24 protein-coding genes and 1 tRNA gene are annotated in these 24,879 nt (G+C 58.2%); 12 read left to right on the top strand and 13 right to left on the bottom strand.

Features of this window, described 5'->3' with window-relative positions; all coding sequences use genetic code 11:
- Window positions 1-41: 41 nt before the first annotated feature.
- Complete coding sequence (locus AC2TDJ_RS05295; RefSeq protein ID WP_480839919.1) at window positions 42-386, bottom strand: MmcQ/YjbR family DNA-binding protein; 345 nt, start codon at window positions 384-386, stop codon at window positions 42-44.
- Between the two features lie 217 nt (window positions 387-603).
- Here AC2TDJ_RS05295 and cysS point away from each other — a divergent pair, with 217 nt between their 5' ends.
- The 3 genes from cysS to AC2TDJ_RS05280 are packed head-to-tail and all read left to right on the top strand — an operon-like array spanning window position 604 to window position 4,414.
- Entirely contained in the window at window positions 604-2,001 is a 1,398-nt protein-coding gene (gene cysS, locus AC2TDJ_RS05290; RefSeq protein WP_480839918.1) for a cysteine--tRNA ligase, read from the top strand.
- Window positions 2,001-3,635 (top strand): citramalate synthase, encoded by a 1,635-nt coding sequence (gene cimA / locus AC2TDJ_RS05285; protein WP_480839917.1) that lies wholly within the window; start codon window positions 2,001-2,003, stop codon window positions 3,633-3,635. The genes cysS and cimA overlap by 1 nt, the downstream gene beginning before the upstream one ends.
- 2 nt (window positions 3,636-3,637) lie before the next feature.
- Entirely contained in the window at window positions 3,638-4,414 is a 777-nt protein-coding gene (locus tag AC2TDJ_RS05280; RefSeq protein ID WP_480840238.1) for a squalene/phytoene synthase family protein, read from the top strand.
- Between the two features lie 3 nt (window positions 4,415-4,417).
- Here AC2TDJ_RS05280 and AC2TDJ_RS05275 read toward each other — a convergent pair whose 3' ends face one another.
- Complete coding sequence (locus AC2TDJ_RS05275) at window positions 4,418-5,644, bottom strand: MFS transporter (protein ID WP_480840236.1); 1,227 nt, start codon at window positions 5,642-5,644, stop codon at window positions 4,418-4,420.
- A gap of 99 nt (window positions 5,645-5,743) precedes the next feature.
- Between AC2TDJ_RS05275 and AC2TDJ_RS05270 the strand changes: the two genes are divergently transcribed.
- Genes AC2TDJ_RS05270 through AC2TDJ_RS05260 form a run of 3 tightly spaced genes read left to right on the top strand, consistent with a single transcriptional unit; the run spans window position 5,744 to window position 7,530 of the window.
- Window positions 5,744-6,376 (top strand): DNA-3-methyladenine glycosylase family protein, encoded by a 633-nt coding sequence (locus AC2TDJ_RS05270; protein ID WP_480839915.1) that lies wholly within the window; start codon window positions 5,744-5,746, stop codon window positions 6,374-6,376.
- The gene (locus AC2TDJ_RS05265; RefSeq protein ID WP_480839913.1) at window positions 6,373-7,038 is read left to right on the top strand and encodes an alpha/beta hydrolase; all 666 of its coding nucleotides are present in this window, start codon (window positions 6,373-6,375) and stop codon (window positions 7,036-7,038) included. The genes AC2TDJ_RS05270 and AC2TDJ_RS05265 overlap by 4 nt, the downstream gene beginning before the upstream one ends.
- 3 nt (window positions 7,039-7,041) lie before the next feature.
- Complete coding sequence (locus AC2TDJ_RS05260; protein ID WP_480839911.1) at window positions 7,042-7,530, top strand: N-acetyltransferase family protein; 489 nt, start codon at window positions 7,042-7,044, stop codon at window positions 7,528-7,530.
- Here the strand turns inward: AC2TDJ_RS05260 and AC2TDJ_RS05255 are convergent.
- Window positions 7,527-7,952: a VOC family protein gene (locus AC2TDJ_RS05255; protein WP_480839909.1), complete on the bottom strand. Its 426-nt coding sequence runs from the start codon at window positions 7,950-7,952 to the stop codon at window positions 7,527-7,529. The two genes, AC2TDJ_RS05260 and AC2TDJ_RS05255, sit on opposite strands and share 4 nt — an antisense overlap.
- Window positions 7,953-7,983: 31 nt before the next feature.
- Window positions 7,984-8,589: a pseudouridine synthase gene (locus AC2TDJ_RS05250; protein WP_480839907.1), complete on the bottom strand. Its 606-nt coding sequence runs from the start codon at window positions 8,587-8,589 to the stop codon at window positions 7,984-7,986.
- Window positions 8,590-8,801: 212 nt separating this feature from the next.
- Between AC2TDJ_RS05250 and AC2TDJ_RS05245 the strand changes: the two genes are divergently transcribed.
- Entirely contained in the window at window positions 8,802-9,389 is a 588-nt protein-coding gene (locus tag AC2TDJ_RS05245; protein WP_480839905.1) for an HNH endonuclease, read from the top strand.
- Between the two features lie 3 nt (window positions 9,390-9,392).
- Here the strand turns inward: AC2TDJ_RS05245 and AC2TDJ_RS05240 are convergent, their stop codons facing one another.
- Together AC2TDJ_RS05240 and AC2TDJ_RS05235 are read right to left on the bottom strand one after the other, a co-directional pair.
- The gene (locus AC2TDJ_RS05240) at window positions 9,393-9,857 is read right to left on the bottom strand and encodes a disulfide bond formation protein B (RefSeq protein WP_480839903.1); all 465 of its coding nucleotides are present in this window, start codon (window positions 9,855-9,857) and stop codon (window positions 9,393-9,395) included.
- Window positions 9,854-10,432 carry a YqaA family protein gene (locus AC2TDJ_RS05235; protein WP_480839902.1) on the bottom strand — a complete coding sequence of 193 codons (579 nt, stop codon included), beginning with the start codon at window positions 10,430-10,432 and terminating at the stop codon, window positions 9,854-9,856. The genes AC2TDJ_RS05240 and AC2TDJ_RS05235 overlap by 4 nt, the downstream gene beginning before the upstream one ends.
- A gap of 144 nt (window positions 10,433-10,576) precedes the next feature.
- On the opposite strand from AC2TDJ_RS05235, the gene AC2TDJ_RS05230 reads away from it, so the two are divergent.
- The 4 genes from AC2TDJ_RS05230 to AC2TDJ_RS05215 all read left to right on the top strand — a co-directional run bounded on the left by AC2TDJ_RS05230 (window position 10,577) and on the right by AC2TDJ_RS05215 (window position 15,081).
- Window positions 10,577-10,662 (top strand) — tRNA-Leu (locus AC2TDJ_RS05230).
- Window positions 10,663-10,975: 313 nt separating this feature from the next.
- Window positions 10,976-11,944 carry a TAXI family TRAP transporter solute-binding subunit gene (locus tag AC2TDJ_RS05225; protein ID WP_480839900.1) on the top strand — a complete coding sequence of 323 codons (969 nt, stop codon included), beginning with the start codon at window positions 10,976-10,978 and terminating at the stop codon, window positions 11,942-11,944.
- Window positions 11,945-12,043: 99 nt separating this feature from the next.
- Entirely contained in the window at window positions 12,044-14,653 is a 2,610-nt protein-coding gene (locus AC2TDJ_RS05220) for a TRAP transporter permease (protein ID WP_480839897.1), read from the top strand.
- The gene (locus AC2TDJ_RS05215; protein WP_480839896.1) at window positions 14,650-15,081 is read left to right on the top strand and encodes a universal stress protein; all 432 of its coding nucleotides are present in this window, start codon (window positions 14,650-14,652) and stop codon (window positions 15,079-15,081) included. The genes AC2TDJ_RS05220 and AC2TDJ_RS05215 overlap by 4 nt, the downstream gene beginning before the upstream one ends.
- Before the next feature lie 18 nt (window positions 15,082-15,099).
- Here AC2TDJ_RS05215 and AC2TDJ_RS05210 read toward each other — a convergent pair whose 3' ends face one another.
- From AC2TDJ_RS05210 to AC2TDJ_RS05195, 4 genes are all read right to left on the bottom strand, one after another.
- Window positions 15,100-15,915 (bottom strand): sugar phosphate isomerase/epimerase family protein, encoded by an 816-nt coding sequence (locus AC2TDJ_RS05210; RefSeq protein ID WP_480839894.1) that lies wholly within the window; start codon window positions 15,913-15,915, stop codon window positions 15,100-15,102.
- 65 nt (window positions 15,916-15,980) lie between these two features.
- Window positions 15,981-17,015 carry a lipocalin-like domain-containing protein gene (locus AC2TDJ_RS05205; protein WP_480839892.1) on the bottom strand — a complete coding sequence of 345 codons (1,035 nt, stop codon included), beginning with the start codon at window positions 17,013-17,015 and terminating at the stop codon, window positions 15,981-15,983.
- Window positions 17,005-19,416, bottom strand: coding sequence for an ABC transporter permease (locus AC2TDJ_RS05200; protein WP_480839890.1), 2,412 nt, complete (start codon window positions 19,414-19,416; stop codon window positions 17,005-17,007). The genes AC2TDJ_RS05205 and AC2TDJ_RS05200 overlap by 11 nt, the downstream gene beginning before the upstream one ends.
- Window positions 19,413-20,060 carry an ABC transporter ATP-binding protein gene (locus tag AC2TDJ_RS05195; protein ID WP_480839888.1) on the bottom strand — a complete coding sequence of 216 codons (648 nt, stop codon included), beginning with the start codon at window positions 20,058-20,060 and terminating at the stop codon, window positions 19,413-19,415. Before AC2TDJ_RS05195 ends, AC2TDJ_RS05200 begins: the two co-directional genes overlap by 4 nt.
- 172 nt (window positions 20,061-20,232) lie before the next feature.
- On the opposite strand from AC2TDJ_RS05195, the gene AC2TDJ_RS05190 reads away from it, so the two are divergent.
- Window positions 20,233-20,667 (top strand): ion channel, encoded by a 435-nt coding sequence (locus tag AC2TDJ_RS05190; RefSeq protein ID WP_480839886.1) that lies wholly within the window; start codon window positions 20,233-20,235, stop codon window positions 20,665-20,667.
- Here the strand turns inward: AC2TDJ_RS05190 and cls are convergent.
- From cls to AC2TDJ_RS05175, 3 genes are all read right to left on the bottom strand, one after another.
- A complete protein-coding gene (gene cls / locus AC2TDJ_RS05185; protein WP_480839884.1) occupies window positions 20,664-22,076 on the bottom strand; it encodes a cardiolipin synthase in 1,413 nt (470 codons plus the stop codon). The genes AC2TDJ_RS05190 and cls overlap by 4 nt on opposite strands.
- A 23-nt stretch (window positions 22,077-22,099) precedes the next feature.
- On the bottom strand, window positions 22,100-23,071 hold the full coding sequence (locus tag AC2TDJ_RS05180) for an HAD family hydrolase (RefSeq protein WP_480839882.1): 972 nt from the start codon (window positions 23,069-23,071) through the stop codon (window positions 22,100-22,102).
- A 71-nt stretch (window positions 23,072-23,142) separates the two neighbouring features.
- Entirely contained in the window at window positions 23,143-24,753 is a 1,611-nt protein-coding gene (locus AC2TDJ_RS05175; protein WP_480839881.1) for an arylsulfatase, read from the bottom strand.
- Between the last annotated feature and the right edge of the window lie 126 nt (window positions 24,754-24,879).

The following is a 24,879-nucleotide window of genomic DNA, read 5'->3' as shown; positions in this document are numbered from 1 at the left end:
TGATTTCGCCCGAATGGGGCAGAGGCTGGAAGGTTTGTCAATCAGCTTCGTGCAGCCAGGGTTGCCTGTACCTTTTTGGTCAGCGAGGCGCGCACGATGTCATAAGAAGCGGTCAACCGGTGGCGCATTTCCTCGGGGTCGGTTTCCCAGGGCAAGCGAATCCAGCTTCTGTGGAAATAAGGGGCCTTGGTGCCAATACCCGCATCTATCAGCATCTGGGCGGTCTCAATATCCGGTGTCTTTACAGAAACGCCATCCCCGACCGAGCCGACGCAAGCAAACATCTTGCCGCCAACTTTCCATGCGTCGTGCCCTCCGCCCCAGGGGTCGGATAATTCGGCGCCGGGCAAGTCCCGGCATATGGAATTGACGAAATCGCGGCTCATGCCACTAACCTTGCCGTGTGGTGCGAATGAACTCAAGGCTTGGCGCAGAATGTGTCTCGTGATATGCGAAGCTTATGAACCGTATGACCTGCATCATTATCTGCTGCATTCCCTGCTGATCACTCACGCGGGCCGGTTTCTTTCGTTTTCATCCCTGAGACAAGTTGCTATGCCCGCGCCAACGCGCAAGCGCATGCTGTTTTAGGAGCAAGACCCGATGACGACGATCAAACTGCACAACACACGGACGCGGACGAAAGAGGATTTCGTGCCGATCGACCCTGAAAATGTGCGGATGTATGTCTGTGGCCCGACGGTCTACGACCGGGCACATCTGGGAAATGCGCGGCCCGTTGTCGTATTCGACGTGTTGTTTCGATTGCTGCGCCACGTGTTTGGGGCCGAGCACGTGACATATGTCCGCAATTTCACCGATGTGGACGACAAGATTAATGCGACTGCGCTGGCCCGGAAAAAGGCAGGCGCTGGTGGCCCTTTGGAGCAATTGGTTCAGCAGCGGTCGGATGAAACGATCGGCTGGTATCTGCATGACATGGGTGCGTTGGGCGCGTTGGAGCCCAACCAGATGCCGCGCGCGACAGAGTATATCGCGCAGATGATCGCGATGACGCAGGACCTGATCGACAAAGGCCATGCCTATGCGGCCGAGGGGCATGTGTTGTTTGCCGTCGACAGCTGGAAAGAGGAATACGGCAAGCTGTCGGGTCGGTCGGTGGATGACATGATCGCTGGCGCTCGTGTCGAGGTGGCGCCTTACAAGAAGAACCCGATGGACTTTGTGCTCTGGAAGCCATCAACAGACGACCTACCGGGGTGGGCGTCGCCCTGGGGACGCGGGCGACCGGGGTGGCACATCGAATGCTCGGCCATGAGCTATGAGTTGCTGGGCGAAAGTTTCGATATCCATGGCGGCGGCAACGATCTGATGTTTCCGCATCATGAGAACGAAATCGCACAAAGCCGCTGCGCACACCCGCATGGAGAGTTTGCAAGGGTCTGGATGCACAACGAAATGCTGCAGGTGGAGGGAAGGAAAATGTCCAAATCGCTGGGCAATTTCTTCACCGTTCATGACCTGTTGGAGCAAGGCGTTCCGGGCGAAGTGATCCGGTTTGTCTTCTTGCAAACCCATTACCGCAAGCCGATGGACTGGACCGAGAAAAAGGCGCGCGAAGCCGAGGCGACGCTGCGCAAATGGCGGACGCTGACAGCGGGCATCGAGCCCGCCGCCAACGTGGCACCCGCGGTGATCGAAGCGTTGGCAGATGACCTCAATACTGCGGGCGCCATCGCAGAACTTCATCGTCTGGCAGCGGAAGGCAATGCGGCGGCTCTGTTGGCCGGTGCGCAAACATTGGGTTTGTTGACGGCTGAAATGGGCGATTGGGCGGAAACCTGCACGCTTGATTTGTCATCACATGCCGAAAGGCTCGCCCAAGCGCGGGCGACCGCCATGCAGACCAAGGACTTTGCCGAGGTTGATCGTCTGAAAGCGCTGTATCTGGCTGCGGGGCTTGAGGTTCGGATGAGCAAGGACGGCGTGGATCTGGTGCCGGGTGCCGGTTTCAACGCCGCCAAGCTGGAGGATGTGTGATGGTCAAAGAACGCCTCTACCTCTACGACACAACCCTGCGTGATGGTCAGCAAACACAGGGGGTTCAGTTCTCGACAGCCGAGAAGGTTCAGATCGCTCAGGCTCTGGACGAGTTGGGTGTCGACTATATCGAAGGTGGATGGCCCGGCGCCAACCCAACGGACAGCGCGTTTTTTGACGCCGCCCCCGTGACGTCAGCCATGTTGACAGCGTTTGGAATGACCAAGCGTTCCGGCCGGTCGGCTGAAAACGACGATGTTCTGGCGGCCGTCATGAACGCCGGGACGCAGGCTGTTTGTTTGGTCGGCAAGTCGCATGATTACCACGTGACCCATGCCTTAGGTGTTTCGCTTGAGGAAAATGTTGAGAATGTGCGCGCCTCGATTGCACATATCGTGGCGTCGGGGCGTGAGGCACTGTTTGATGCCGAACACTTTTTTGACGGCTACAAGGACAACCCGGCCTACGCGGTCGAGGTCTGCCGCGCCGCCCTGGACGCGGGTGCGCGCTGGGTTGTGCTGTGCGACACGAATGGCGGTGCCTTACCGGCAGAGGTTGGGCAGATTGTCGCCGCGGTGATCGCCGCCGGACTGCCGGGGGACCGGTTGGGCATCCACACGCATAACGATACCGAAAATGCGGTGGCCTGTTCGCTGGCGGCCGTGGATGCCGGGGCGCGACAGATTCAAGGTACGTTGAACGGGTTGGGAGAGCGGTGTGGAAATGCCAACCTGACGGCTTTGATCCCAACTTTGCTGCTGAAGGAACCTTACGTGTCGGGTTTCGACATTGGTGTCAGTGAGGAAGCGCTGACCGGGCTGACCCGGATCAGCCGGATGCTTGACGACATCCTGAACCGGGTCCCCAGCAAACAGTCGGCTTATGTCGGCGCATCGGCTTTTGCCCACAAGGCAGGGCTGCACGCCAGCGCGATCCTCAAGGACCCATCAACCTATGAACACGTGGACCCGGCCAGTGTCGGTAATGCGCGTATCATCCCGATGTCGAACCAGGCCGGACAGTCCAACTTGCGCAAGCGGTTGACCGAGGCTGGATTGACGGTCGAAGCCGGCAATCCCGCGTTGGGACGCATTCTGGAACGGATAAAATCCCGCGAAGCCGAGGGGTACTCCTATGACACCGCGCAGGCGAGTTTCGAACTTTTGGCGCGGGACGAACTGGACCAACTGCCTGAATTCTTTGAGGTGAAGCGCTACAAGGTCACGGTCGAGCGCCGCAAGAACAAGTACAACAAGATGGTCAGCCTGTCCGAAGCTGTTGTCGTGGTGAAGGTCGACGGGGAAAAGAAACTGTCAGTCAGTGAATCGCTGGACGAGGATGGTAGTGATCGCGGCCCGGTGAACGCTCTGGCGAAGGCTTTGGCCAAGGATCTGGGCCAATATTCCCGCATTTTGAACGACATGCATCTGGTCGACTTCAAGGTACGCATAACGCAGGGCGGCACCGAAGCTGTGACCCGCGTCATCATCGACAGCGAGGACGGGCAGGGGCGGCGTTGGTCGACCGTCGGCGTCAGCGCGAACATAGTTGATGCGTCTTTCGAAGCATTGCTGGATGCGATCCAGTGGAAACTGGTACGGGATTGCGGTTCGCAAACGGCTGCGGCGGAGTGACCGTGGAGTTCGGCGAAGACGTCAAAGCCTGCGCGGCGTTGGTACACAAGGCCGACCCCGACCGGTTCATGGCGGCCATGGCTGCACCCGTCGCGGCGCGCGCGGTTCTGTTCCCACTCTATGCCCTAAATGTCGAGGTAGCCCGCGCGCCGTGGGTCACGCAGGAACCGATGATCGCCGAGATGCGCCTGCAGTGGTGGCGCGATGCGCTACAGGAAATCGCCGAGGGTCAAACTGCTCGTCGTCATGAGGTCGTGACGCCCTTATCACACTGCCTGTCCCCGCATTTGGCTGCATTGCTGGATGAATATGTCGCCGTAAGGCGTTGGGATATCTATCGCGATCCGTTTGAGGACGAGGATCATTTCGACAACTACATTAATCAAAGCGCAGGAACTCTGATGGTTGTTGCCGCTCAATCTTTGGGCGCTGGCGACGAACAGACATTGCGTGATTTTGGCTATGGCGTGGGTGTCGCGAACTGGTTTCGGGCTATTCCCGATCTTGAAAGCCGGGGCAGGATTCCTTTGCTGGACGGTACCCCGGTCGGTGTTCGAAACCTGGCTGAGAAGGCACTTATCCGGCTAGTTGCCGCCCGAAAGGCACGGTCATCGATTTCAGCCGAAGCACGTCCGGCACTTTTTGCCGGGTGGCAGGCAGAATGGGTGCTGCGTCGGGCCCTGGCGCAGCCTGCGCGTGTGGCCGCCGGTGACTTGTCTCAGGGCGAAGTGCGGCGAAGGCTGTCGTTGATGTGGGCTGTTGCTACCGGCCGATGGTAGGGATCAGACTGTCTCGGCTTCAGAGGGGCGCAGGACCAGCCACAACAAGGCGCCACCTGCAAGGGTCAGCAATGGGATCATCGCCAGGTTGACGGCAGTCCAGCCTTCGACGGGTGACCCGCCCGAACAGTTCATAAGGCCGCCCGAGGCCAGCGAAGCCACCGTAACGCCCCCAAACACCAACAGGTCGTTGAGACCCTGCATTCGGCCGCGTTCATTCACGTTGTGAGATGCGGCCAGCATGGTTGTGGCACCGATAAAGCCAAAGTTCCAGCCGAGGCCGAGCAGGATCAGTGCAACGAAGAAATTGCCAAGATCAACCCCTTGCAGGGCAACGACCCCGGCCCCTGCCAGAATGGCCAGGCCCAGGGCGACGATTTTTTCGACGCCGAAACGGGCGATCAGGTGACCCGTGAAGAAGCTGGGAACATACATGGCCAACACGTGTGCGGTGACCACATCGGCAGCGTCATTTGCAGTGTAGCCACAACCCACAACCGCCAGCGGTGTGGACGTCATTACCAGATTCATGAGCGCGTACGAAACCATGGCGCAAGTGATGGCAACGGCAATGCGGGGTGTTTTCAGCAGCTCTAACCGCGAGCGCCCTTTGGCCGACTCTTCAGTCGGGCGTGGAGGTGTCGGGATATCGAGAAAAAAGAACAGGACCGAGCCAATGACGTTAATCGCAATCACCGCAAGATATGTCCCCAGAAAGGGAATGACATAGGCGGTTGACGTAAGCTTGACGATCTGCGGACCGATAATGGCCGCTGCCAGCCCGCCGGCCATGACATAAGAGATCGCCTTGGGTCGAAACGTGTCCGATGCGGTGTCGGCAGCCGCAAAGCGATAGAAACCGTGCGCGCTCATATAGATGCCGGTCAACAGGCTGCCCAGCAAGAAGACGGGGAAAGATCCCAGAAACAGGCCATATGCACCTATCAAGCCGCCGCAGGCACCGGCGGTCGCGCCGACAAGAAACCCTGCGCGCCGCCCCCAACGCTGCATGATGGCGGAAACAGGTGTGGCGGCCAGCATCGATCCCAGGACGATCAGCGAGATCGGCAGGGTCGCCAGACAGGGATTGGTCGCCAGCGACTGACCGGCCAGCCCTCCGACGATAAATATCATCGGCATCTGCGACCCCAGCAGGGACTGCGCTGCAACCAATACGGCGACGTTGCGTTTGGCCTGCCTGTCGTTCGAGGTCGTGGCGGTCATCGTCATGGCGTAATCCGTATCGGCGATCCGTCCGGCATACAAGCGGGTTGCATATGCGACAAAGGTGCCTAACGTGCGGCGGGGACCACGAAACGCGGAGCGCGCATGTCCGTCGGACGCATCATTGAAACATCAGACTGCGTTGCCGAGGGCGCCGAATGGTTGTCCGGAGCCTGCCCCCGCATGGCATACGCACTCGGGCAGACAGGTCCGTTGCCCTTGCGCCGCCGTCCGGACGGATTTGCCCAGTTGCTGAGCGCGATTGTCAGTCAGCAGGTCAGTGTTGCTTCGGCCAATGCCATCTGGAGGCGGATGCAGGACGCAAAACTGACAGGTCCGCGTAAGATCATGTGGGCCAGCGACGACGATCTGCGTGCTGTAGGCCTGAGTCGCCAGAAGATCCGTTATGCCCGCGCTCTGGCCGAAGCGCGCATTGATTACAAAGCTTTACGAGACGCTTCTAATGAAGATGTTGTCGCTATTCTGACACAGGTTTCCGGAATCGGTGTCTGGACAGCCGAGATTTACGCCATGTTCTCTCTGGGCCGGGCCGACGTCATCGCGCCGGGTGATCTTGCGCTGCAAGAGGCAGCTCGAATTCTCTACGAATTGCCCAAGCGTCCGACAGACAGGGAATTGCGTCAGATGGCCGAGGCATGGTCGCCATGGCGATCGGTTGCGGCACGCGTTTTGTGGGCCTATTACCGCGTGGCCAAAGACAGAGAAGGGATCAGATGACACGGGTTTTGAATGCGCTCCGAAAAGAGCCGGTTTCGGGCGACACGCGCTCGGTTGTGGTGTTCGTTCACGGCTATGGCGCCAATGGGGCCGACTTGCTGGGTCTTGCGGACGTTCTGGGTGAGCATTTGCCGGACACGCTGTTTGTCGCTCCGGATGCGCCCGAGCAGATCCCCGGAATGCCCAACGGGTTTCAGTGGTTCCCGATCCCCTGGATCGATGGGTCGTCCGAAGAAGAGGCGCGGCGCGGTATGGAAATGGCTGTCGAGGACTTCAACGCGTTTCTCGACGCCCTGATGGTAGATGAGGATGTGTTGCCCGAGCAGGTTGTGCTGTTCGGGTTCTCTCAGGGAACGATGATGAGCTTGCACGTGGCTCCGCGCCGCGAAGACCCTGTCGCGGGGATCGTTGCATTCTCAGGTCGGTTGCTGGAACCGGACCTGTTGCCCGATGAAACGATCAGCCGGATGCCCATTCTTCTGGTACATGGCGACTCGGATGACGTCGTGCCGCCCCAATCGCTACCCGAAGCGGCCGAGGCCCTGCAGACTGCGGGTTTCAAGGAAATCTACGCGCATGTCATGAAAGGCACCGGGCACGGTATCGCCCCCGACGGGCTGAGCGTCGCGCTGGCCTTCATGCGCGACAAGCTGAGCCTCTGATCCATGATTGCTGTGCGGCCGATGATGCGAGAGGACGTGGCCGATGCGTGCTGCATTCTAAACGACATCATAGCCGCCGGCGGAACGACCGCGCTTGAAATCCCGTTTTTCGAGCCCTTGTTCGCACAAAGTTTTCTAGAGGGCGCGGATACGATCTGTTGCCACGTCGCGCTTGATGATCAGGGCGAGGTAGCCGGGTTTCAATGGTTGGGGACCTATGAAGACTTGCCGGAAGATTGCGCCGATATCGCTACTTTCACCCGCCGCCACCCGGTTTTGCGCGGGGCAGGGCGCGCACTGTTCGAAGAAACTGAGAGACGGGCCGCGGCGTTGGGTTTTCAAGCTATCAATGCGACGATCCGGGCGGATAATGTCCTTGGACTAAGCTACTACGAAAAGATGGGATTTCGGGATTTTTCCGTGGCTTATGGCGTTCCATTGCGGGATGGAACGCCGGTCAACCGGATTTCGAAACGATACGCCCTGCGCTAGTCCCACAGATGACCTTCTGCAAACTCAACCGAGTTACCTGCCGGGTCCCTGACGTAGAGCGATCTGGCGCCGCCGGGCCAGTCGAATTCGGCATCAAGCGGGATGTTCCAATCCAGCAGGTGTTTCCGCATGGTTGCGATCTCTTCGCGCGTCAGAACCAGACAGACGTGCCCCGGGCCACGGGCACCATGCGGAGGAACGGGTAGGTCTGGGTTGTTGGGCGGCTGTTCGGTCTGATCCGGGTTGAACAGCAAAAGTACAGATTCCCCGACCCGATAGAAAACGTGACGGTCTTCAACGCGTTGAATCTGCGTTAGCCCCAGAATCTCACCATAAAACTGCTCGGCTGCATTCAAATCATTTACGTACAATGCGGCTTCAAGAATGGCGGACGGGGCAGGGATGCCCTTCGTAATCTTCATAAGTCGAGTTTAACCGCTATCGCAGCTCGTGTCACCGGCGGGGGCGGCGATCACGCTTGCGGTGGGTCACGGAGTTCAGCGTTGGCATCGGCAAACTTTCCCATTGACCGGGTGCCAGGTCTTCCAGCGTCCAATCGCCAATCCGGGCGCGGATCAGACGCAGCGTGGGATGGCCCACGGCCGCTGTCATTCGGCGCACCTGACGGTTTCGGCCTTCCCGGATCGTCAATTCGATCCAGCTGTCCGGCACCGTCTGCCGAACGCGAATCGGCGGAGTGCGAGGCCAGAGCGCATCCGGCTGATCGATCAGCCGGGCTTTGGCCGGACGTGTCGGTCCTTCTTTCAGGTCCACGCCGTCGCGTAACGCCTTCAATGCGGATGCGTCCGGTATCCCCTCGACCTGCACCCAATAAGTCTTGGCCATCTTGTGTTTGGGATCCGATATCTGAGCCTGCAACTTGCCGTTATCGGTCAAAAGCATCAGCCCTTCGCTGTCGCGATCCAGACGACCCGCCGGGTACACACCGGGCAGGTCGATGAAATCCGACAGTGTACTACGCGGTGATTCTGCATTTGCACGATCTGTGAACTGCGGCAGCACATCGAAGGGTTTGTTGAATCGGATGAACCAGCTCATGCCTCGCCATAGCCTGCCGGACACAGTGAACGCAACCTGTGGATAACTGTCACGATGTTGTTACGGATTCGGCTTAACCAATCCCCGAGATATTGTGGAAACTCAGGGCTTGTCAGAGTTTTAACACGATATATAGTTAAGTTAAGGCCGGGGCGGGTGTTCCCCGCTCTGATGTCAAAAACGGGCAGTACAGAGCGAGGAGCGATTCTGTTATGGACGGAGACTTCAGGACCGAATTCGTCAGGGAACCCGGTGCGCTAAAGCATCATCCGGCATTGGTTTTGAACGCCGATTATCGCCCGCTTTCCTATTATCCCCTGTCTTTATGGCCATGGCAGGAGGCTATCAAAGCCGCCTGGCTGGATCGGGTCGACATCGTTGCCGAATATGACGAAGTGGTCCGCAGTCCCAGCACCCAGATTCGAATACCATCGGTGGTTGTCCTGAAAGACTACGTAAAACCCAGAAAGCGCGTGGCCTTCACGCGCTTTAATTTATTTCTGAGGGACGAATTCCGATGCCAGTATTGCGGCAGTCGCGGGGACCTGACATTTGATCATGTCGTTCCGCGCGCGGCAGGCGGTGTCACAAGCTGGCAGAACGTGGTTGCAGCCTGCAGCCCCTGCAATCTGCGCAAAGGGTCGAAATCTCTGCGTCAGGCGAGAATGACGCTGCGCAAACCTCCGCGCCAACCCGATGCCGAGGCTTTGCGGAATATTGGGCGCAAATTCCCTCCGAACCACCTGCACGACAGTTGGATCGATTTCCTGTATTGGGACGCAGAGTTGGACGAACAATAAAGCCTAGCGCGCACGCCAGGCTGCGATCCAAACCAGGACCAAACCGGCCGAAATCAAGGCGTTCCAGCCCGCCATCGACACCCCGAACAGTTCCCACGGAATCTCGTCGCAGCGGACCAGCGGGGCTGACATGATCTGGTTCATCAGTTCTTCCGCTGACAAGCCGCTAATATCGCCCGACGAGCAACTGGACGGGCCTTCCCACCACTTTTGTTCGACTCCGGCGTGGAACAGACCAATCCCCGCAGTGATCGCAGCGGCCAAAGCGCCCAGAAGCGGAAGCGCCCGCTGACCAGGCAGCGCCAGCGCGGCAGCACCGATCAGAACCGCAACCCCGTGCGGGTAGCGCTGCCAGATGCACATTTTGCAGGGCGCCATTCCGCCGAGGTATTGGAAACCCCATGCGGCCAGCAGCAGAGCAGCCGAACCGCCTGCGGCCAAAGCGATCAGTGATGTTCGATTTGTCATAAGTACCGTACTGCAAAGAAGCCGCCAAACAGCAGCAGGATGAACAGTGTGAACATTAGACCCAACCGCTTTTCGATGAAATCGCGGATTGGCTCACCAAACTGCCACAACAGCCCCGCAACGATGAAGAACCGCAAGGCGCGTGCGAGGATGGACGTGGCTATGAAAGTTCCCAAAGGCATGCCTGTCCAGCCGGACATGATCGTGATCACTTTGTAGGGGAAGGGTGTGACCCCCGCCGTCAGCACAGCCCAAAACCCGAAATCGTTGAACCTTTCGTTGAACTCTTCCATCGCCTGCGCTTTGCCCATGGCTTCCAGTATGGGTTGGCCGAGGCTTTCGTAAAAGAAGGCACCGATGGCATATCCCAGCAACCCGCCCAACACAGAGGCCACAAGCGCCACCGTCGCGATCAGCCACGCGCGCGAAGGCCGCGCCAGGATCATGGGAATCATCAAAACGTCCGGAGGGATTGGAAAAAAGGAGCTTTCGACAAATGCAACTATTGCCAGCGCCCATAGGGCATGAGGGTGATCCGCCAGACGAATGGTCCAGTCATAAAGTGATCGCAACATAAAACACAAAATCCATGTCTAGGGACAGGCAACCAAAAACACGCACCCGAAGAACCGTCAACCTCCGTCGCGGGAACAAACGTCGGAAAGGTCGATTTTTGCCTCTGGACCTTCCCGTTGCGGGACGCTAATCCAGTGTGCGTGGCCCAAGTGGCGGAATGGTAGACGCAGGGGATTCAAAATCCCCCGCCTTCACGGGCGTGAGAGTTCGAGTCTCTCCTTGGGCACCACCACATCCCATTCGACTTGAAAGATTACTGATCTCGCTAAGGACCATTGGAGGATGGTTGTTTTGGGGTCTATACTGGCTACAGGCGGGGAAACTTCCGGTTTCAGCGTCAAATCTGAGGCTTTGGGCGGTCTGGCGAAGTGCCGGCCTTGACATTCGTTGTGTCTGAATGAAACCTCGGAACGGTTGGGAGACATTGGAAAATTCACATAGTTGCACCCGTTGCATGACGGGCTGATCTGGCTTATCGGCACGTTCCCCGGACAGGGGCTTTCGCCTTTTTCCGCCCACACAATAAAAATGGGAGTTCTTAAATGAAAAACAGCAGCAAGCTTAGCCTCGGCGCATTTGTTACCGCTGCCATGATGGCTCCGGCAGCTTATGCCGAAGAGTTCATCACCATCGGTACCGGCGGTGTGACCGGCGTGTACTATCCGACCGGTGGCGCGATTTGCCGCCTGGTGAACAAGGGCCGCAAGGAACACGGCGTACGTTGCTCGGTCGAATCGACCGGCGGCTCGGTCTACAACATCAACACCATCCGCGAAGGCGAACTGGAGTTTGGTGTGGCGCAGTCCGACTGGCAGTACCACGCGTTTAACGGCAGCTCGAAATTCGAAGAGGCCGGGCCCTTCGAAAACCTACGCGCCGTATTCTCGGTTCATCCCGAACCGTTCACGGTTGTGGCACGTGCCGACGCCGGCATCACCAACTTCGAGGACCTGAAAGGCAAGCGCGTCAATATTGGAAACCCCGGTTCCGGTCAGCGCGGCACCATGGAGGTTCTGCTGGGCGAAATGGGTTGGACCACAGACGATTTCGAACTGGCGACCGAGCTGAAAGCGGCTGAACAGTCTGCCGCCCTGTGCGACAACCAGATCGATGCGATGGTCTATACCGTCGGTCACCCGTCGGGTTCGATCCAGGAAGCCACTACGGCGTGCGACTCGGTTCTGGTGAACGTCAGCGGCGATGCGGTTGACAAGTTGGTCAACGACAACTCGTTCTATCGTACCGCGACCATCCCCGGTGGCATGTATCGTGGTTCGGACGGCGACACCGCTACCTTTGGTGTGGGCGCGACATTCGTGACTTCGGCAGACGTGTCGGAAGACGCGGTTTACGCGGTTGTCAGCTCGGTCTTCGAAAATTTCGATGACTTCAAAAAGCTGCACCCGGCGTTTGCCAACCTCAAGCCCGAAGAAATGATCGCGGACGGCCTGTCGGCTCCGCTGCATCCGGGTGCCGAGAAGTACTACAAAGAAAAAGGCTGGATTCAGTAAGCCAGACTTATAGCAGGGTGCCTACGGGCGCCCTGCACCAAACCCGAATCAAACGGGTGACGTAGAAGGCCGAAAATGGCCGCGACGGGGAGACATTTCATGAGTTCCGACACACAATCCAATCGCCCGCTTTCCGAAGAAGAGCTACAGGAACTTGTAGCTTCGTCCGATGCCGGTGGGCGCAATCCTGTCGGTAACGTCGGGCTCTTTCTGGCCATTGTCGCGGCGATCTGGTCGATCTTTCAGGTCGTGCTGGCGTCTCCGATTGCGAACTATGTCCTGCCGGGCAGCGTCGTGAACAACGCGCGGCAGTTTCATCTGGCCTTTGCGATGTTTCTGGCCTTCGCGGCTTATCCCGCGCTCAAATCCAGCCCAAGGGACTATATCCCCGTCCAGGACTGGATCATGGGGATTCTGGGCACATTCGTCGCGCTTTACGGCTATTTCTTCTACAACAAGATCGTCGACGCGGGCGGTCTTGCGGACGACACGGACAAGTGGGTTGCCTTGGTCGGCCTGTTGCTGTTGTTCGAGGCCGCGCGTCGAGCGCTTGGTCCCGCAATGGCGATCATCGCGACGATTTTCCTGGCCTATGTATTCTTCGGCTCCTCCGAATGGGTGCCCGAGGTTATCCGCTGGAAGGGCGCCAGCCTGAAAAAGGCGATGAGCCATATGTGGATTACGTCCGAGGGCGTATTCGGCATCGCCTTGGGCGTGTCCACCAAGTTCGTCTTCCTGTTCGTTCTGTTCGGCGCGTTGCTCGATAAAGCCGGGGCAGGGAATTACTTCATCAAAATGGCCTTCGGTGCCTTGGGGCACCTGCGCGGCGGTCCGGCCAAAGCGGCCGTCGTTGGCTCGGCGGCAACCGGTCTGATCTCGGGTTCGTCCATCGCCAACGTTGTGACCACTGGCACATTCACCATTCCGCTGATGAAACGCGTCGGATTTAGCAGCGAACAGGCGGGCTCGGTCGAGGTTGCGTCCTCCGTAAACGGTCAGATCATGCCGCCGGTGATGGGCGCGGCGGCCTTCCTGATGGTGGAATATGTCGGCATTTCATATGTCGAGGTGATCACCCATGCATTCCTGCCGGCTGCGATCTCGTACATCGCGCTTGTCTATATCGTGCATCTGGAGGCGGTGAAGCGGAACATGCCCACGCTGGGTGACCGCGATGTCCATCTGGCGCGGACGATCGTGGGGATGCTGTCCTTCTTCCTTGTCTTCGCAGGGCTGTGTTACGGCTCGCAATTTCCGGTCGATGCGGTGACCAACTGGGCTCCGTCGGCAGCCGGTCTGATTCTCAGTCTTGTCGTCTGTGCCATCTACGTTGTGTTGCTGTACCTCGCCGCGCAGGTGCCGGATCTTGAGCCCGATGACCCGAACGCAAAAGAGGTAAGGCTTCCTGTTATCGCGGACATCTACAAGGCCGGTCTGCATTACCTGCTGCCGATTATCGTTCTGGTCTACTTTCTGATGATCGAACAGAAATCTCCGGGGCTGTCTGCTTTCTGGGCAACCGCACTGCTGTTCGTGATCCTGCTGACGCAGAAGCCGCTCAAGGCTTTGTTCCGTGGCGAGAGCAGTCTGAATGAGCGTTTCATCGACGGTGTTGCTGACCTGTGGCAAGGCCTGATCGACGGTGCGCGCAACATGATCGGGATTGCTCTGGCCACGGCCACGGCGGGCGTGATCGTGGGCACGGTGACCCTGACCGGTGTCGGGCAGGTGATGGCCGATCTGGTCGAATTCTTGTCGGGCGGTAACCTGATCCTGATGCTGGTGATGGTCGGGCTTCTCAGTCTGATCCTTGGCATGGGCCTGCCGACAACGGCCAACTATATCGTTGTCAGCTCGCTGATGGCCGGAGTTGTTGTGGAACTGGGCGCTCAGAGTGGGTTGATCGTACCGCTGATCGCGGTGCACCTGTTCGTGTTTTATTTCGGTATCATGGCCGACGTTACCCCTCCGGTGGGTCTGGCGAGCTTTGCCGCGGCCGCCGTGTCGGGTGGAGACGCCATCCGAACGGGCTTTACCGCCTTCTTCTACAGCCTGCGGACCGTGGCGCTGCCCTTCGTGTTCATTTTCAACACCGACCTTCTGTTGATCGACGTGACTTGGATAGAGGGCATCATCGTTGCCATATTCGCAACAATAGCGATCCTTGTCTTTACTGCGGGAACAATGGGGTACTTCCTGACGCACAGCCGCATCTACGAAAGCATTGCCTTAATCCTTGTGGCCTTTGCGCTGTTCCGACCCGACTACCTTATGGACAGGTTCGCGCCACCTTTCACCAATGTTGAACCGGCCGCATTTGTGGAGACCATTGGCAATACGCCGCCGGGCACCGAGGTGCGGATGGTCATCAGCGGGCCCGATTTCGACACGCTTGAGATGACAGACACAACTGTCGTTGTGCCCGTCGGCAGCGAAGACGGTGGTGCTGCGCGGGTCGAGGCGATGGGCCTGCTGTTGATCGAAGAGGATGGGTTGATCAAGCTGGAAGAACCGATGTTTGGCTCTCCGGTTGCGGATGACCTGGACATCTTCGACTATTACGGTGACGAGGCCGTGCGTCTGACATCTGTCAGCCTTCCGTCCAGTCAGCCGCCTAAGCAGTTGATGTATATCCCGGCGCTGATCCTTCTGGGTCTGATCGCCTTCCTGCAACGCGGCCGCGCCGCCAGACAAGAGGTGCCCGCATGATACGTTCTGTTCTATGCGCAGTGGACGCTGGTAAACCGGAGACAGATGCAGAAGTGCTGCGGCAGGCGGCGCGTCTGGCGGATTTGGATGGTGCGCAGTTGGATGTTGTCACGGTGCTGCCGGATTATGGCGAATCTTTTGTGGGCAGCTTTTTTGAACCCGAGCACCATGAGCACGCTATAGAAAACGCACATAAGGCGCTGGAGCAGCTCGGGAATACCGTCTTGGGGCCTGAGCGTAATGCCAAGGTGCGCCATGTGGTGGCCACCGGCACTGCCTATCAGGAAATCCTGCACACGGCCGAGACCGCGCAAAGCGATCTGATCGTCATCGGTGCGCATCGGCCTGATCTTAAGGATTATCTGTTGGGTCCGAATGCCGCGCGGGTTGTACGACATTCGACTGTTTCCGTTTACGTGGTCCGTTAATCTGGTGATTGGGGTTGGCTATTCTGCCAGTCCCAGCTGATGCAAATGCGCAAATCCGGTCATGACGTCCTGGCTGTGGCGGAGTTCCAGCACAAGGCGCGCGGTCGGTGCGCTTTCCGCCAGCGCGGAAAAGACGGCGTGCCAGTTAACTGTGCCCCGACCCGGAGCCCAATGCCGGTCTGCATATCCGTCCGCGTCCTGCAGATGAACATGCGCCAGCCGTGCCCCGGCGGTACGTACATAATAATCAAGCGGCGGTGCACCGGTGGAGCCGTGGGCGTAATGCGCGTGGCCGGTATCCAGCGACACTCTGACGTGATCCACACCGAAACTGTCTGCCAGTACGACGCGATCCCGGGGATCCTTATCCTCGATGTTCTCGATCACAAGTTGAACACCCAGTGAGCCCGCCCGTTCAACAATCGGAGCAAGCGTGTCGTGCGTTCGCCCGATTTTGGAAGCCCGGGCTGTAAGATCCGCGTCGAGATTGTTGAAACTCCACGTCTTATAGGGCGAGTGCAGGACCATCTGCGTAGCACCCAGCGCGGCGGCGGCGTCCAATGCCTGATCAAGACGCATTTGCACGACGGCTCTTACCTCGGGGTCGCGACAATCAAGCGGCAGGTCGTAGAATGGCCCATGGATGCCCAGCCGCCCTTCATAACTTTTTAGTTCCGCTTTCGCGGCTGCAATCAGATCCTGCCCCTCTTGGCCAAGGTTTTTGGCAAACAGGAAGTCTTGAATTTCCAGATCACGCTGCCCCTCGATCAGCCAGTCGCGATGGGTCGCCAGATCAGTCACCATCAACGCTGCGCCCACTTTCAATTTCGTCATTAGCAGTTCCTTTCCGATGGACACTGCTCTAACGACGGGCCGTGACAGTCAGACGACAGAACGCATCAATACCCGGTCATCTCCAGATACCCCTGTCCCGAGTGGCTGCCTGAGACTTTGACCGGCCCTTCCCAATATTCGAACCGTGTGCCCATCCAGGCCTGAGGATTCAATGCGGTGACTTCGATATCCAAATCGCGATCGGGAAGGGTTACACGCCATTTGACCGGTATCTCTCGATCCGCGACGCGGGCCGTTTCCTGCGGTGCAAACGTTGCCGAGCCGTCGGGCAGGGCCGAGCTTTGACCATCTTCGCTGATCCAGGTGGCTGCGGTGAAGTCCCCTCGCGCTCCGCGCAGACGAAAGGCCATTAGTTTGTTTCCGTCATCAAAGCTGAGCGAGAACCAGTCCCAACCGCTCTGATCCGGCGACAAGGGTTGCGATGACCATTCGCGGTCCAGCCATCCCTCTCCGGTAACGGAGACGTTTCCGGTCGGCAGGCGCAAAATGCCCTCAACTGCGTATGCGGGTTGTGAGTAGTAGTGGCTGGCCTGCCCATCTGCGGATTTAACGGAATAGCCCCGCTGGCCGTGGAAAACCAACGGACCGGTGGCCCGCAGGGCGAGGTCATAGCCAAAATCTGACCCATTGGCCGCCAATTCCAGCGCGTCAATTCCGTCGCCACGCATGTGCCACTCGTCAATCCAAGCTGCAAAGGGTACAGCCGTCACGCCTGCCTGGCCAATGCCACCGCGCGACAGCCGTTCGGCAAAATAGTGTTCGTCGGGGGTGGTTATCGCGGCGTGCCCCATCCAGAGCTGAGGGCTCTGCCATCCCTCAGTCTCGGTCGGTTTGAGCGCCGAGCGGAATAACGTCCATTGAACGCCATAATCCAGGCCGTCCTCACCCCGCAGATTTGCGGTCAGATACCACCATTCGATCCGGTAGGACGGGTGCGGCCCGTGATCTGAGGGAAATAAAAAAGCGTATCCTTGTTGAGGAACGTCGAAACCTTCCGCCGTTCCTCCGAGCCCGGCATAGCCCTGCGCCCATGCGCCGATGGGAAACCAGAGGAGAAGCAGGATAACCTTAGCGTTCATTTGCAAACACCCTCAGAAGGTTGACAGGAGGCAGACGCAGCAACCGCCATGCGGGCAGGGCCGCGGCAATTGTGGCAGCAAGCAAGGTCAGGGCGAACAGGCGTATCCAATCGGTGGGGAACAGGAACATGGGCAGGCGCCAACCGAAGGCCTGTACATTTATGACGGCCAACAGAATCCAGGCCAGAACCAGACCCAAGGGCAACGCCAGACAGGCAGTCAGCGTCGCCAGCAGAACGCTGCGCAACACTTCCAACTGCGCCAACTGGGCTCGGGTCAGTCCAAGGGCCCAAATCGGTGCCACCTGCGGCAGGCGCTGTGTCCATAAGGTCAAAAGGCTGGTGAGGATGGCAAAGCCGGCGACACCGAGCGTCAGTATGTTCAAAGCCGAGGTGACCACGAAGGTCTTGTCGAATATGGCCATCGATTGCGCCTTGATTGCCCCCTGCGGCACGACGGCGCGGGCGGGCAGGTCAAATCGCTCACGCAAGGCTTGTGACAGGTCCGCGGCGCGTTCAGGTGCCACGCGGATACCAAAGCGTCGTGCTGGGGTCGACGGTGCGATCGCATCCAGTTGCGGCATCGCCACGATTGCCTGACCGGTGGGGTTGCCGTAGTCGGAATAGACGCCCGCGATCGTAAGGGAATCGTTTGGCGTCAGGTCGAGTGTGTCGCCCGGCCACAGATTAGCTCGACGGGCCAGTTGTTCATTGATCAGAATTGCACCCTGATCCATAACCATATCCCAGGCTCCGGGGCTGCGTGCGATCAACGGCCAATGCTGCCGATAGGTATCGTCGTCAATGACGCCATACAGGAACAATGGGCCGGTTTCATGCGCCATCTCGGTGCTACGAATGGGCAGAACGGCGGTGACCTGTGGCTTCAGCCAATCGGCGATTTGCGCAGCCTGCTCTTCGTTTGCGGCCGTGATGTAGAGCTCGGAAGTCAGGCGTTGATCCAGCCAGCCGGTAAACGTCAGGCGGAAACTGGAAACCATTGTCCCGACGCCCACATTGGCGGCCAGAGCAAGCAACAAAGCCATCAGTGCCAGTGAAAGACCCGGAAGCTGCGCGCGCATGTCCGCCCAAACCCACTGGGCCAGCGGTCCACGTGCGCGTCGCGCCAGTACGGCCAAAAGCCAGGAGAGGAAGACCGGCAGCAACAGGGCGGCTCCGGTCAGGATGCACGCCAACATGGCAAAGCCTGTGATCAGGCTGCCAAATCCGGCGTATAGCGCAAGCCCGGCCAAAATAATGGCGATGCCAAGTCCACCCGCCAGGCGACGGGAAACAACTCCGCCCCAGGCCTGCAATCCTGGCCCGGCCAGCAGGGGCAAACGCGATAGCTTCCACAGAGCCTGACCGCTTGCGACCAAAGTGCCCCCGACGGCCATCGTGAGACCGGCAAGCGCCCAGAGCGGACGCAGGGTCAGTTGTCCGTCAACCGGTGCACCGTAAAGACCACGGAGCGTTACCGCCACATCCGGGATCAGCGCGCCCGCGATAAAGTATCCCAGAACAAGACCCAGCAGACCTCCGAGCAGGGCCAGCAGGACAAGTTCGGACAGGAACAACGTTACGAGACGCCGCATCGGTACACCCAACGCCCTGAGCGTGCGGATCATTCCGCGCCTTTGCGCAAAAGCCAGCCCAACCGTGCCGTGCACGATGAACAGGCCGACTGCGAAAGAAAGTAGACCAAACGCAGACAGGTTTAGGTGGAAACTGTCGGTCAACTGCGCGGTGTCCGTTCGAACCGAAGGCGTGGTACGCTCTAGTTCCGGTGCGATGTGCGCCAGAGGCGGCAAGTTTGCCGGCTGATCAGGAAGGACCACGAGACGAGAGATCATGTTTCGCTGATCAAGCAGTTCCTCGGCCACTCCAATATCTGTGAGGATCATGTTCGGGGGCAGGGCATCGCTGACGATGATAGGCGGATAACCATCAAGCCCGTTAAACAGAGCCTCCAAGTCGGGTGGCATCAACAGACGCCCCGGAGAAGTCAGGATGTCAGAAGGATCAGGTGGATCGTTGCTTTGCTCGACCCGAGTAATCGCAGGCAGGGCGGGATAGCTTACCATGTCGACACCCATCAGACGCATCGAGCGCCCATTGACTCGCAGAGTACCTTCCAACACCGCGGCAACCTGCCAACCTGCGCGGCGCAATTCGACGTAGCGGGACAGGGGGATCAGACCGGACGGATCATGCAACTCGTCAAACTGACCGACGGCGAGCTGTGCGCTGGCTCTTGCATAGCTTGCACGAGCCTCGGCGTTGATGGCCTGAACCGCGGACCATAAGCCCGTCGCCAAGGCTATTCCGGTCAACAGCGTGGCCAGTTGCAACCGGTGCGTACGCCAGTGGGACAGCAGAACCTGTAGGCAGGCAGCGATCATGCGATATGGCCGCCGTATAAATGCGCGCGCCGGTCCAGCCGTGCTGCAATATCCTGAGAGTGGGTCACCAGCAGCAGCGCTGTTCCGGTGTCAGCAACCAATGATAACATCAGGTCCAGAACCACCGCACTGGCGGTTTCGTCGAGGTTTCCTGTGGGTTCGTCCGCCAGCAGAAGCTTGGGTCGCGTTGCCATCGCACGCCCGATGGCCACGCGTTGCTGCTGCCCGCCGGACAGGTGTTCGGGGTAACGGTCCAGCGTCTCAGCGAGGCCCAGTCGATGCGCCAGCTGCGCAGTCCACTCAGGATTATCGCGATCGGCAAGGCGGGCATGAATCGACAAGTTCTGGGCCACGGTCAGCGACGGGATCAGGTTGAACTGCTGAAACACCAGCGACAGGGTCGAACGTCGCAGCTCAGCGCGCCCTGCGTCGTCCAGCATCGAAAGCTGCGCGCCGTCCAAGGTGATCTCTCCCGCATCGAAACCGTCCAACGCGGCAGCCAGATGCAACAACGTGCTTTTTCCACTCCCGCTCTCTCCGGTCAGGGCCAGCGTCTGGCCCCGGTCCAGTGTCAGCGAGACATCGTTCAGAACAGGGCGCCCACCAGGGTAGGATTTCCGAACATGATCAATGGTAAGAAGCATTCTCAACCTCGTTTGGTGCACTCCACAATGTGCAATCCCGGCTTGTGGTGTCCAGTGCCCAGCGCCTCAGGGTTCCATTCGCCGCAGTGCCGACCCTGGGTCAGGGTTGTTCAATGCTGCGCAAAGGCCCATGCTGCAAACCAGAGAAAAAAGAAAACGAGGGACGCGCGGAATGACCTTGCCGCAGCAGATACTGTGGGGCAGCCTTTATTTGGGGATCTGCTTTCTGATTGAAATCATGTTGCTGACATGGTGCGTTCTGGTTGTTCGTGGCTTCCTGGAAAAGTGGGAAAGCCGGAGCACAATTCTGGCCACAGCAGGCCCCATCACAATCGCGTTGGCATTCATCATCTTTACACACACCGTACAGGTCTGGATTTGGGCCATTGTCTGGGTGTTCGGAGATGTCCTGCCTGATTGGAATTCGGCACTGTATTTCTCGCTGGTGACCTTCACGACCCTCGGCTACGGCGACATCGTTCTGGGCGAGGGGTTGCGCATCTTCGGTGCCTTCGCTTCGGTCACCGGATTGCTGGCCTTTGGTCTATCCACTGCGTTTCTGGTCGCCTTGATGACCCGCGTGTTTCAGGAGAGGTTTCTGACCTAAAGGATCGGCGCAAAGAGGCGCGCGATCGGTGCACCGAAACGGATGTGAGTGGGTTGTTGAGATAACGTTCTTGTCAGTTCGTAACTGGCCTCGAAATCGGTTTTCAGCATGTCAGCAGCTGCCCGAGCGGCGCGAGGGTCAAAAAACAGCGCCATCGCCTCGAAATTCAGCCGGAAAGAGCGGTTGTCAAGATTGGTTGTCCCAACTGCGGCCAGCGTATCATCTACCAGGAACGCCTTTTGGTGCATGAACCCATCGGTGTATCGGAATACACGCGCCCCGCATTCCCGGATCTCATCAAAATAGGCGAAAGCGGCCAGCCAGGGCAGACGATGATCAATCACATCCGGAACCAGAATACGCACATCGACACCCCTTAGCGCGGCATGTTGCAACGCCGTCATGATGTCGATGTCGGGCACGAAGTACGGGGATGCAATCCACAGGCGCTCTTTGGCTTCTGCAATAGCGGCAAAGAACATCATCGCGCCTGTTTCGGTTTCATCGCCGGGGCCGGTTGCCACGAGAAGGGCGTTCATATCCTGTTCGGACTCGCTGCCGGCCCAGTCCAGTTGGTCGATCAGGTCTTCGTTGCGCGCCCAATGCCAGTCTTCAATAAAGATCAACTGTAGTTGCCTGACGATGTGACCGGTCATTTTCAGGTGAGTGTCGCGCCATCGTCCGAACCGGGGGCTCTGGCCCAGATACTCGATCCCGATATTGTGGCCACCAATAAAACCGGTTTCCCCATCGATGATTACGGTCTTGCGGTGATTGCGATAGTTGAGCTGAAAGCGGAAGTTCGGCCCCCTTTGTTCACGTGGGTCGGCCACATCAATTCCCGCGCTGCGCAGTGTTTCCAGGTAAGTCGACCGCAGCCCGTAACTGCCGACCGCATCCGTCATGAACCGAACATGCACACCACGTTTGGCGGCTGCTATGAGCCGTTTCTGCAGGTCCTGCCCCAAAGCGTCGTCGCGAACGATGTAGAATTGGATCAGGATATAGTTTTTTGCGGCATCTATGGCTTCGAAAATGGCCTTGAATGTCGCCTCGCCATCAATCAACAGCTCGGCTCCATTGCCACGGGAAACCGGCAAATGCGCTAACGCCTCAAAGGGACGTGGATTGATCCGCAATGTGTCGGGGTCTGGTTTGGAGAAATCCGCAAAGGATTTGATGCCCTCAACCACGCGTTCGCTTTCTTTCCGCGCGATGCGGTAGCCTCTGAACCGGTGGTGACCCAAAAACAGGTAAAACGGAACTGCCAGAAAGGGCGAGGTCAGCAGAAAAACAACCCAGCCGACGGCGCCCTGAGGTGTTCGGGCTGTCTGCGCCGCACGGACGGCAAAAACGACTGCAACGCAATAAAGTGCGAACAGAATCAAAGAGACAAGTAATGTCCACATCAGTGCGTTGTATTCCGAATGGTTCAGTTCGCGCCAGTGTAGATGCGAGACCAGTCATTGGCCATATCAATGATGACCCAACCCATTTCGGGACCCTTATCCAGCCCATCGACCAGTTGACCGATATGGCTGTCGCGATCATAAGCCCATTCCCGTTCTGCGTCCGTATGGTGCACCAGAACCCCCAGTCGCGGCCCATCACCGGCGGTCGTCCATTCTATCATGGCGAAATCGCCATCCGAATTTCCGCCGGCCAGAAGAGGTCGGCGACCAATGGTCCGATCGATATTGACCGGTTTGCCTTCTTTGTCGTCAACAAAGGCAATGCCTGGCGCCTTGGCGATCATGGGGCTTTCGCCCGAGGTGTCGTAAGTGGTTTCACCATAGGTACCCAGGATCTGTTCGGGTGGGATACCGTATGCTTCTTCTGCAAAGACACGCATGAAGTGAAGGCCGCCGCCCGACACGATATAGGTCTTGAAGCCTTTGTCGCGGAGGTAACGCAACAGCTCGACCATTGGCTGATACGTCATCTGATCATACGGCAAACCCGTATCGGCGTGACGTTCGTTTTCCAGCCAGTCAGCAACGGCATTCTGAAACTCGGCAACGCTGACGCCGGAATGCGAGGCGTTTACTACTTTGATCAGGGCCTCATGGCCGCCCTTGAGAATGGCTTCAAGATCTCCTTCGGCCGCGGCCTTCAAAGTCGGATTGGACAGGATTGCAGGGTCTTGCTCGGCGAGTTCGGCCAGACGGTCCATGGCAAATATGAGCTGAAAATAGACAGGCTGCTCTGCCCAAAGCGTTCCATCATTGTCGAAGACAGCAATTCGCTCGGACGGCGTCACGTAATCCGGACCCTCGGGATCGGTCACCGAGGTGACAAAGGAAAGAATCCGCGCCTTCGACTCCGAGTCGGTCCAACTTGGCAAAGGATCGGCAAATGCAATCAGTGGCAGCGTGGCAAATAGTATTGAAAGAGATCTAATCATATCAGGAAACCTCCTGTTCAAACGGTCAGGGGCTGCAAATTCAGCAGCCCCCGAGCTTTAGCACAGCCGCATCAGTTGGATGTCGGCGTGTTCAGTTTCTCCATCACCTGATCCAGGTTGAAGCTGGCGGCCTTCTGGCGCGGCGGGTATTCTTGGAACGTTGCCAGGAAATCACCCACATATTGTTGCGCCGGAACCAGGAAATAGGCCCGGTCGAGCAGCCAGTCATAGTAGGTGTTGGATGTGCGGTAACCCCGTTCGTAGGGATCACGGCGCAGATTGACGATCAGCGGAATGCGCAGCTCGGTCCACGGCTCGATCCACGCGCGCAGGGTTGCCCAGGCTTTCTGCTCGAGGAAGATCAACTTCCAATCGTCAAAGCGCAGCGCCGTGAGGTCACCGTCATCCGAGAAATAGAAGATCTCGCGACGTGGGCTTTTTGTCGTTTCTCCGGTTAGCATAGGCAGGATGTTATACCCATCCAGATGCACCCGATAATCACGCCCCATTGCGGGGGAACTGTAACCGTCCATCAGCTTTTGCTTGATGTCGGGATCCCCGGCAACGGCCAGGTAGGTCGGCAACCAGTCCATGTGATGCACGATCTCGTTGGTGACCGATCCGGCCTCGATCTGACCGGGCCAGCGCACCATCGACGGCACACGCCAACCGCCTTCCCAGTTGGTGTTCTTTTCACCCCAGAAAGGCGTCGCGGCTGCATCCGGCCATGTGTTGTAGTGCGGCCCGTTATCTGTTGAATAATGCACGATCGTGTTGTCGGAGATGCCAAGTTCGTCAAGCAAATCAAGCAACTGACCGACATGCATGTCATGTTCGATCATGCCGGCGCTGTACTCGTCAGCGACGCGTCCTGAAATCTCGTTTGCCTGCGCGCGCATCTCGTCTTTGACGTGGGTGCGGAAGTGCATGCGCGTGCCGTTCCACCAGACGTAGAAGGGCTTGCCTTGCTCATTCGCGCGCTTAATGAAGTCGATGGCGGCAGCAACCGTTTCCTCATCCACCGTTTCCATGCGCTTTTTGGTCAGAGGGCCCGTGTCCTCGATCTCGCCATCGGCGCTGGATTTGATTACACCCCGCGGGCCGTATGCTTCGCGGAAGGTACGACCGTCAGGTAGAACCGCATCACCCGGATAGTCTTCATTCTCTGGTTCTTCCTCGGCATTGAGGTGATACAAATTGCCAAAAAACTCATCAAAACCGTGGTTTGTAGGAAGATGTTCATCTTTGTCACCAAGATGGTTCTTGCCAAACTGCCCCGTAACGTAGCCATGGTCTTTCAGCAAACCCGCTATGGTCGGATCCTCTACCTGCATGCCAAGGTCCGCACCGGGAAGGCCGACCTTGGACAAGCCTGTCCGAAATACCGATTGGCCCATAATATATGACGAGCGACCGGCAGTGCAGGATTGCTCACCATAATAGTCGGTGAAAATCATTCCTTCTTTCGCCACCCGGTCGATATTGGGCGTTCGGTACCCCATCAGACCCATCGTATAGGCCGAGATATTGGACTGACCGATGTCATCGCCCCAAATGACAAGAATATTGGGCTTCTGGTCTTGGGCCCAGGCTGGCAATGCCAGCGCGACAGCGATCGACGCCACGGCGGCCTGACGTATTCTGGTGCGCCAGTTTTTTAGGAGTTGAGAGGAAGGTGACATGTGTTGCTCCTGAACTTTTGGACTCTGAAGTCCGACGAATAAATTTGCGAACGGGACTCGAACCGATTTCAAGGCCCGTCATTAAGCCAAGGATTTCCCGCAGAAATTCAGTTTGCACGGGAGTTG

Source organism: Ruegeria sp. HKCCD6647-2, from assembly GCF_057221075.1.
The sequence above is the reverse complement of the archived record's forward strand: the minus strand, read 5'-3'. Positions and strand labels throughout refer to the sequence as shown.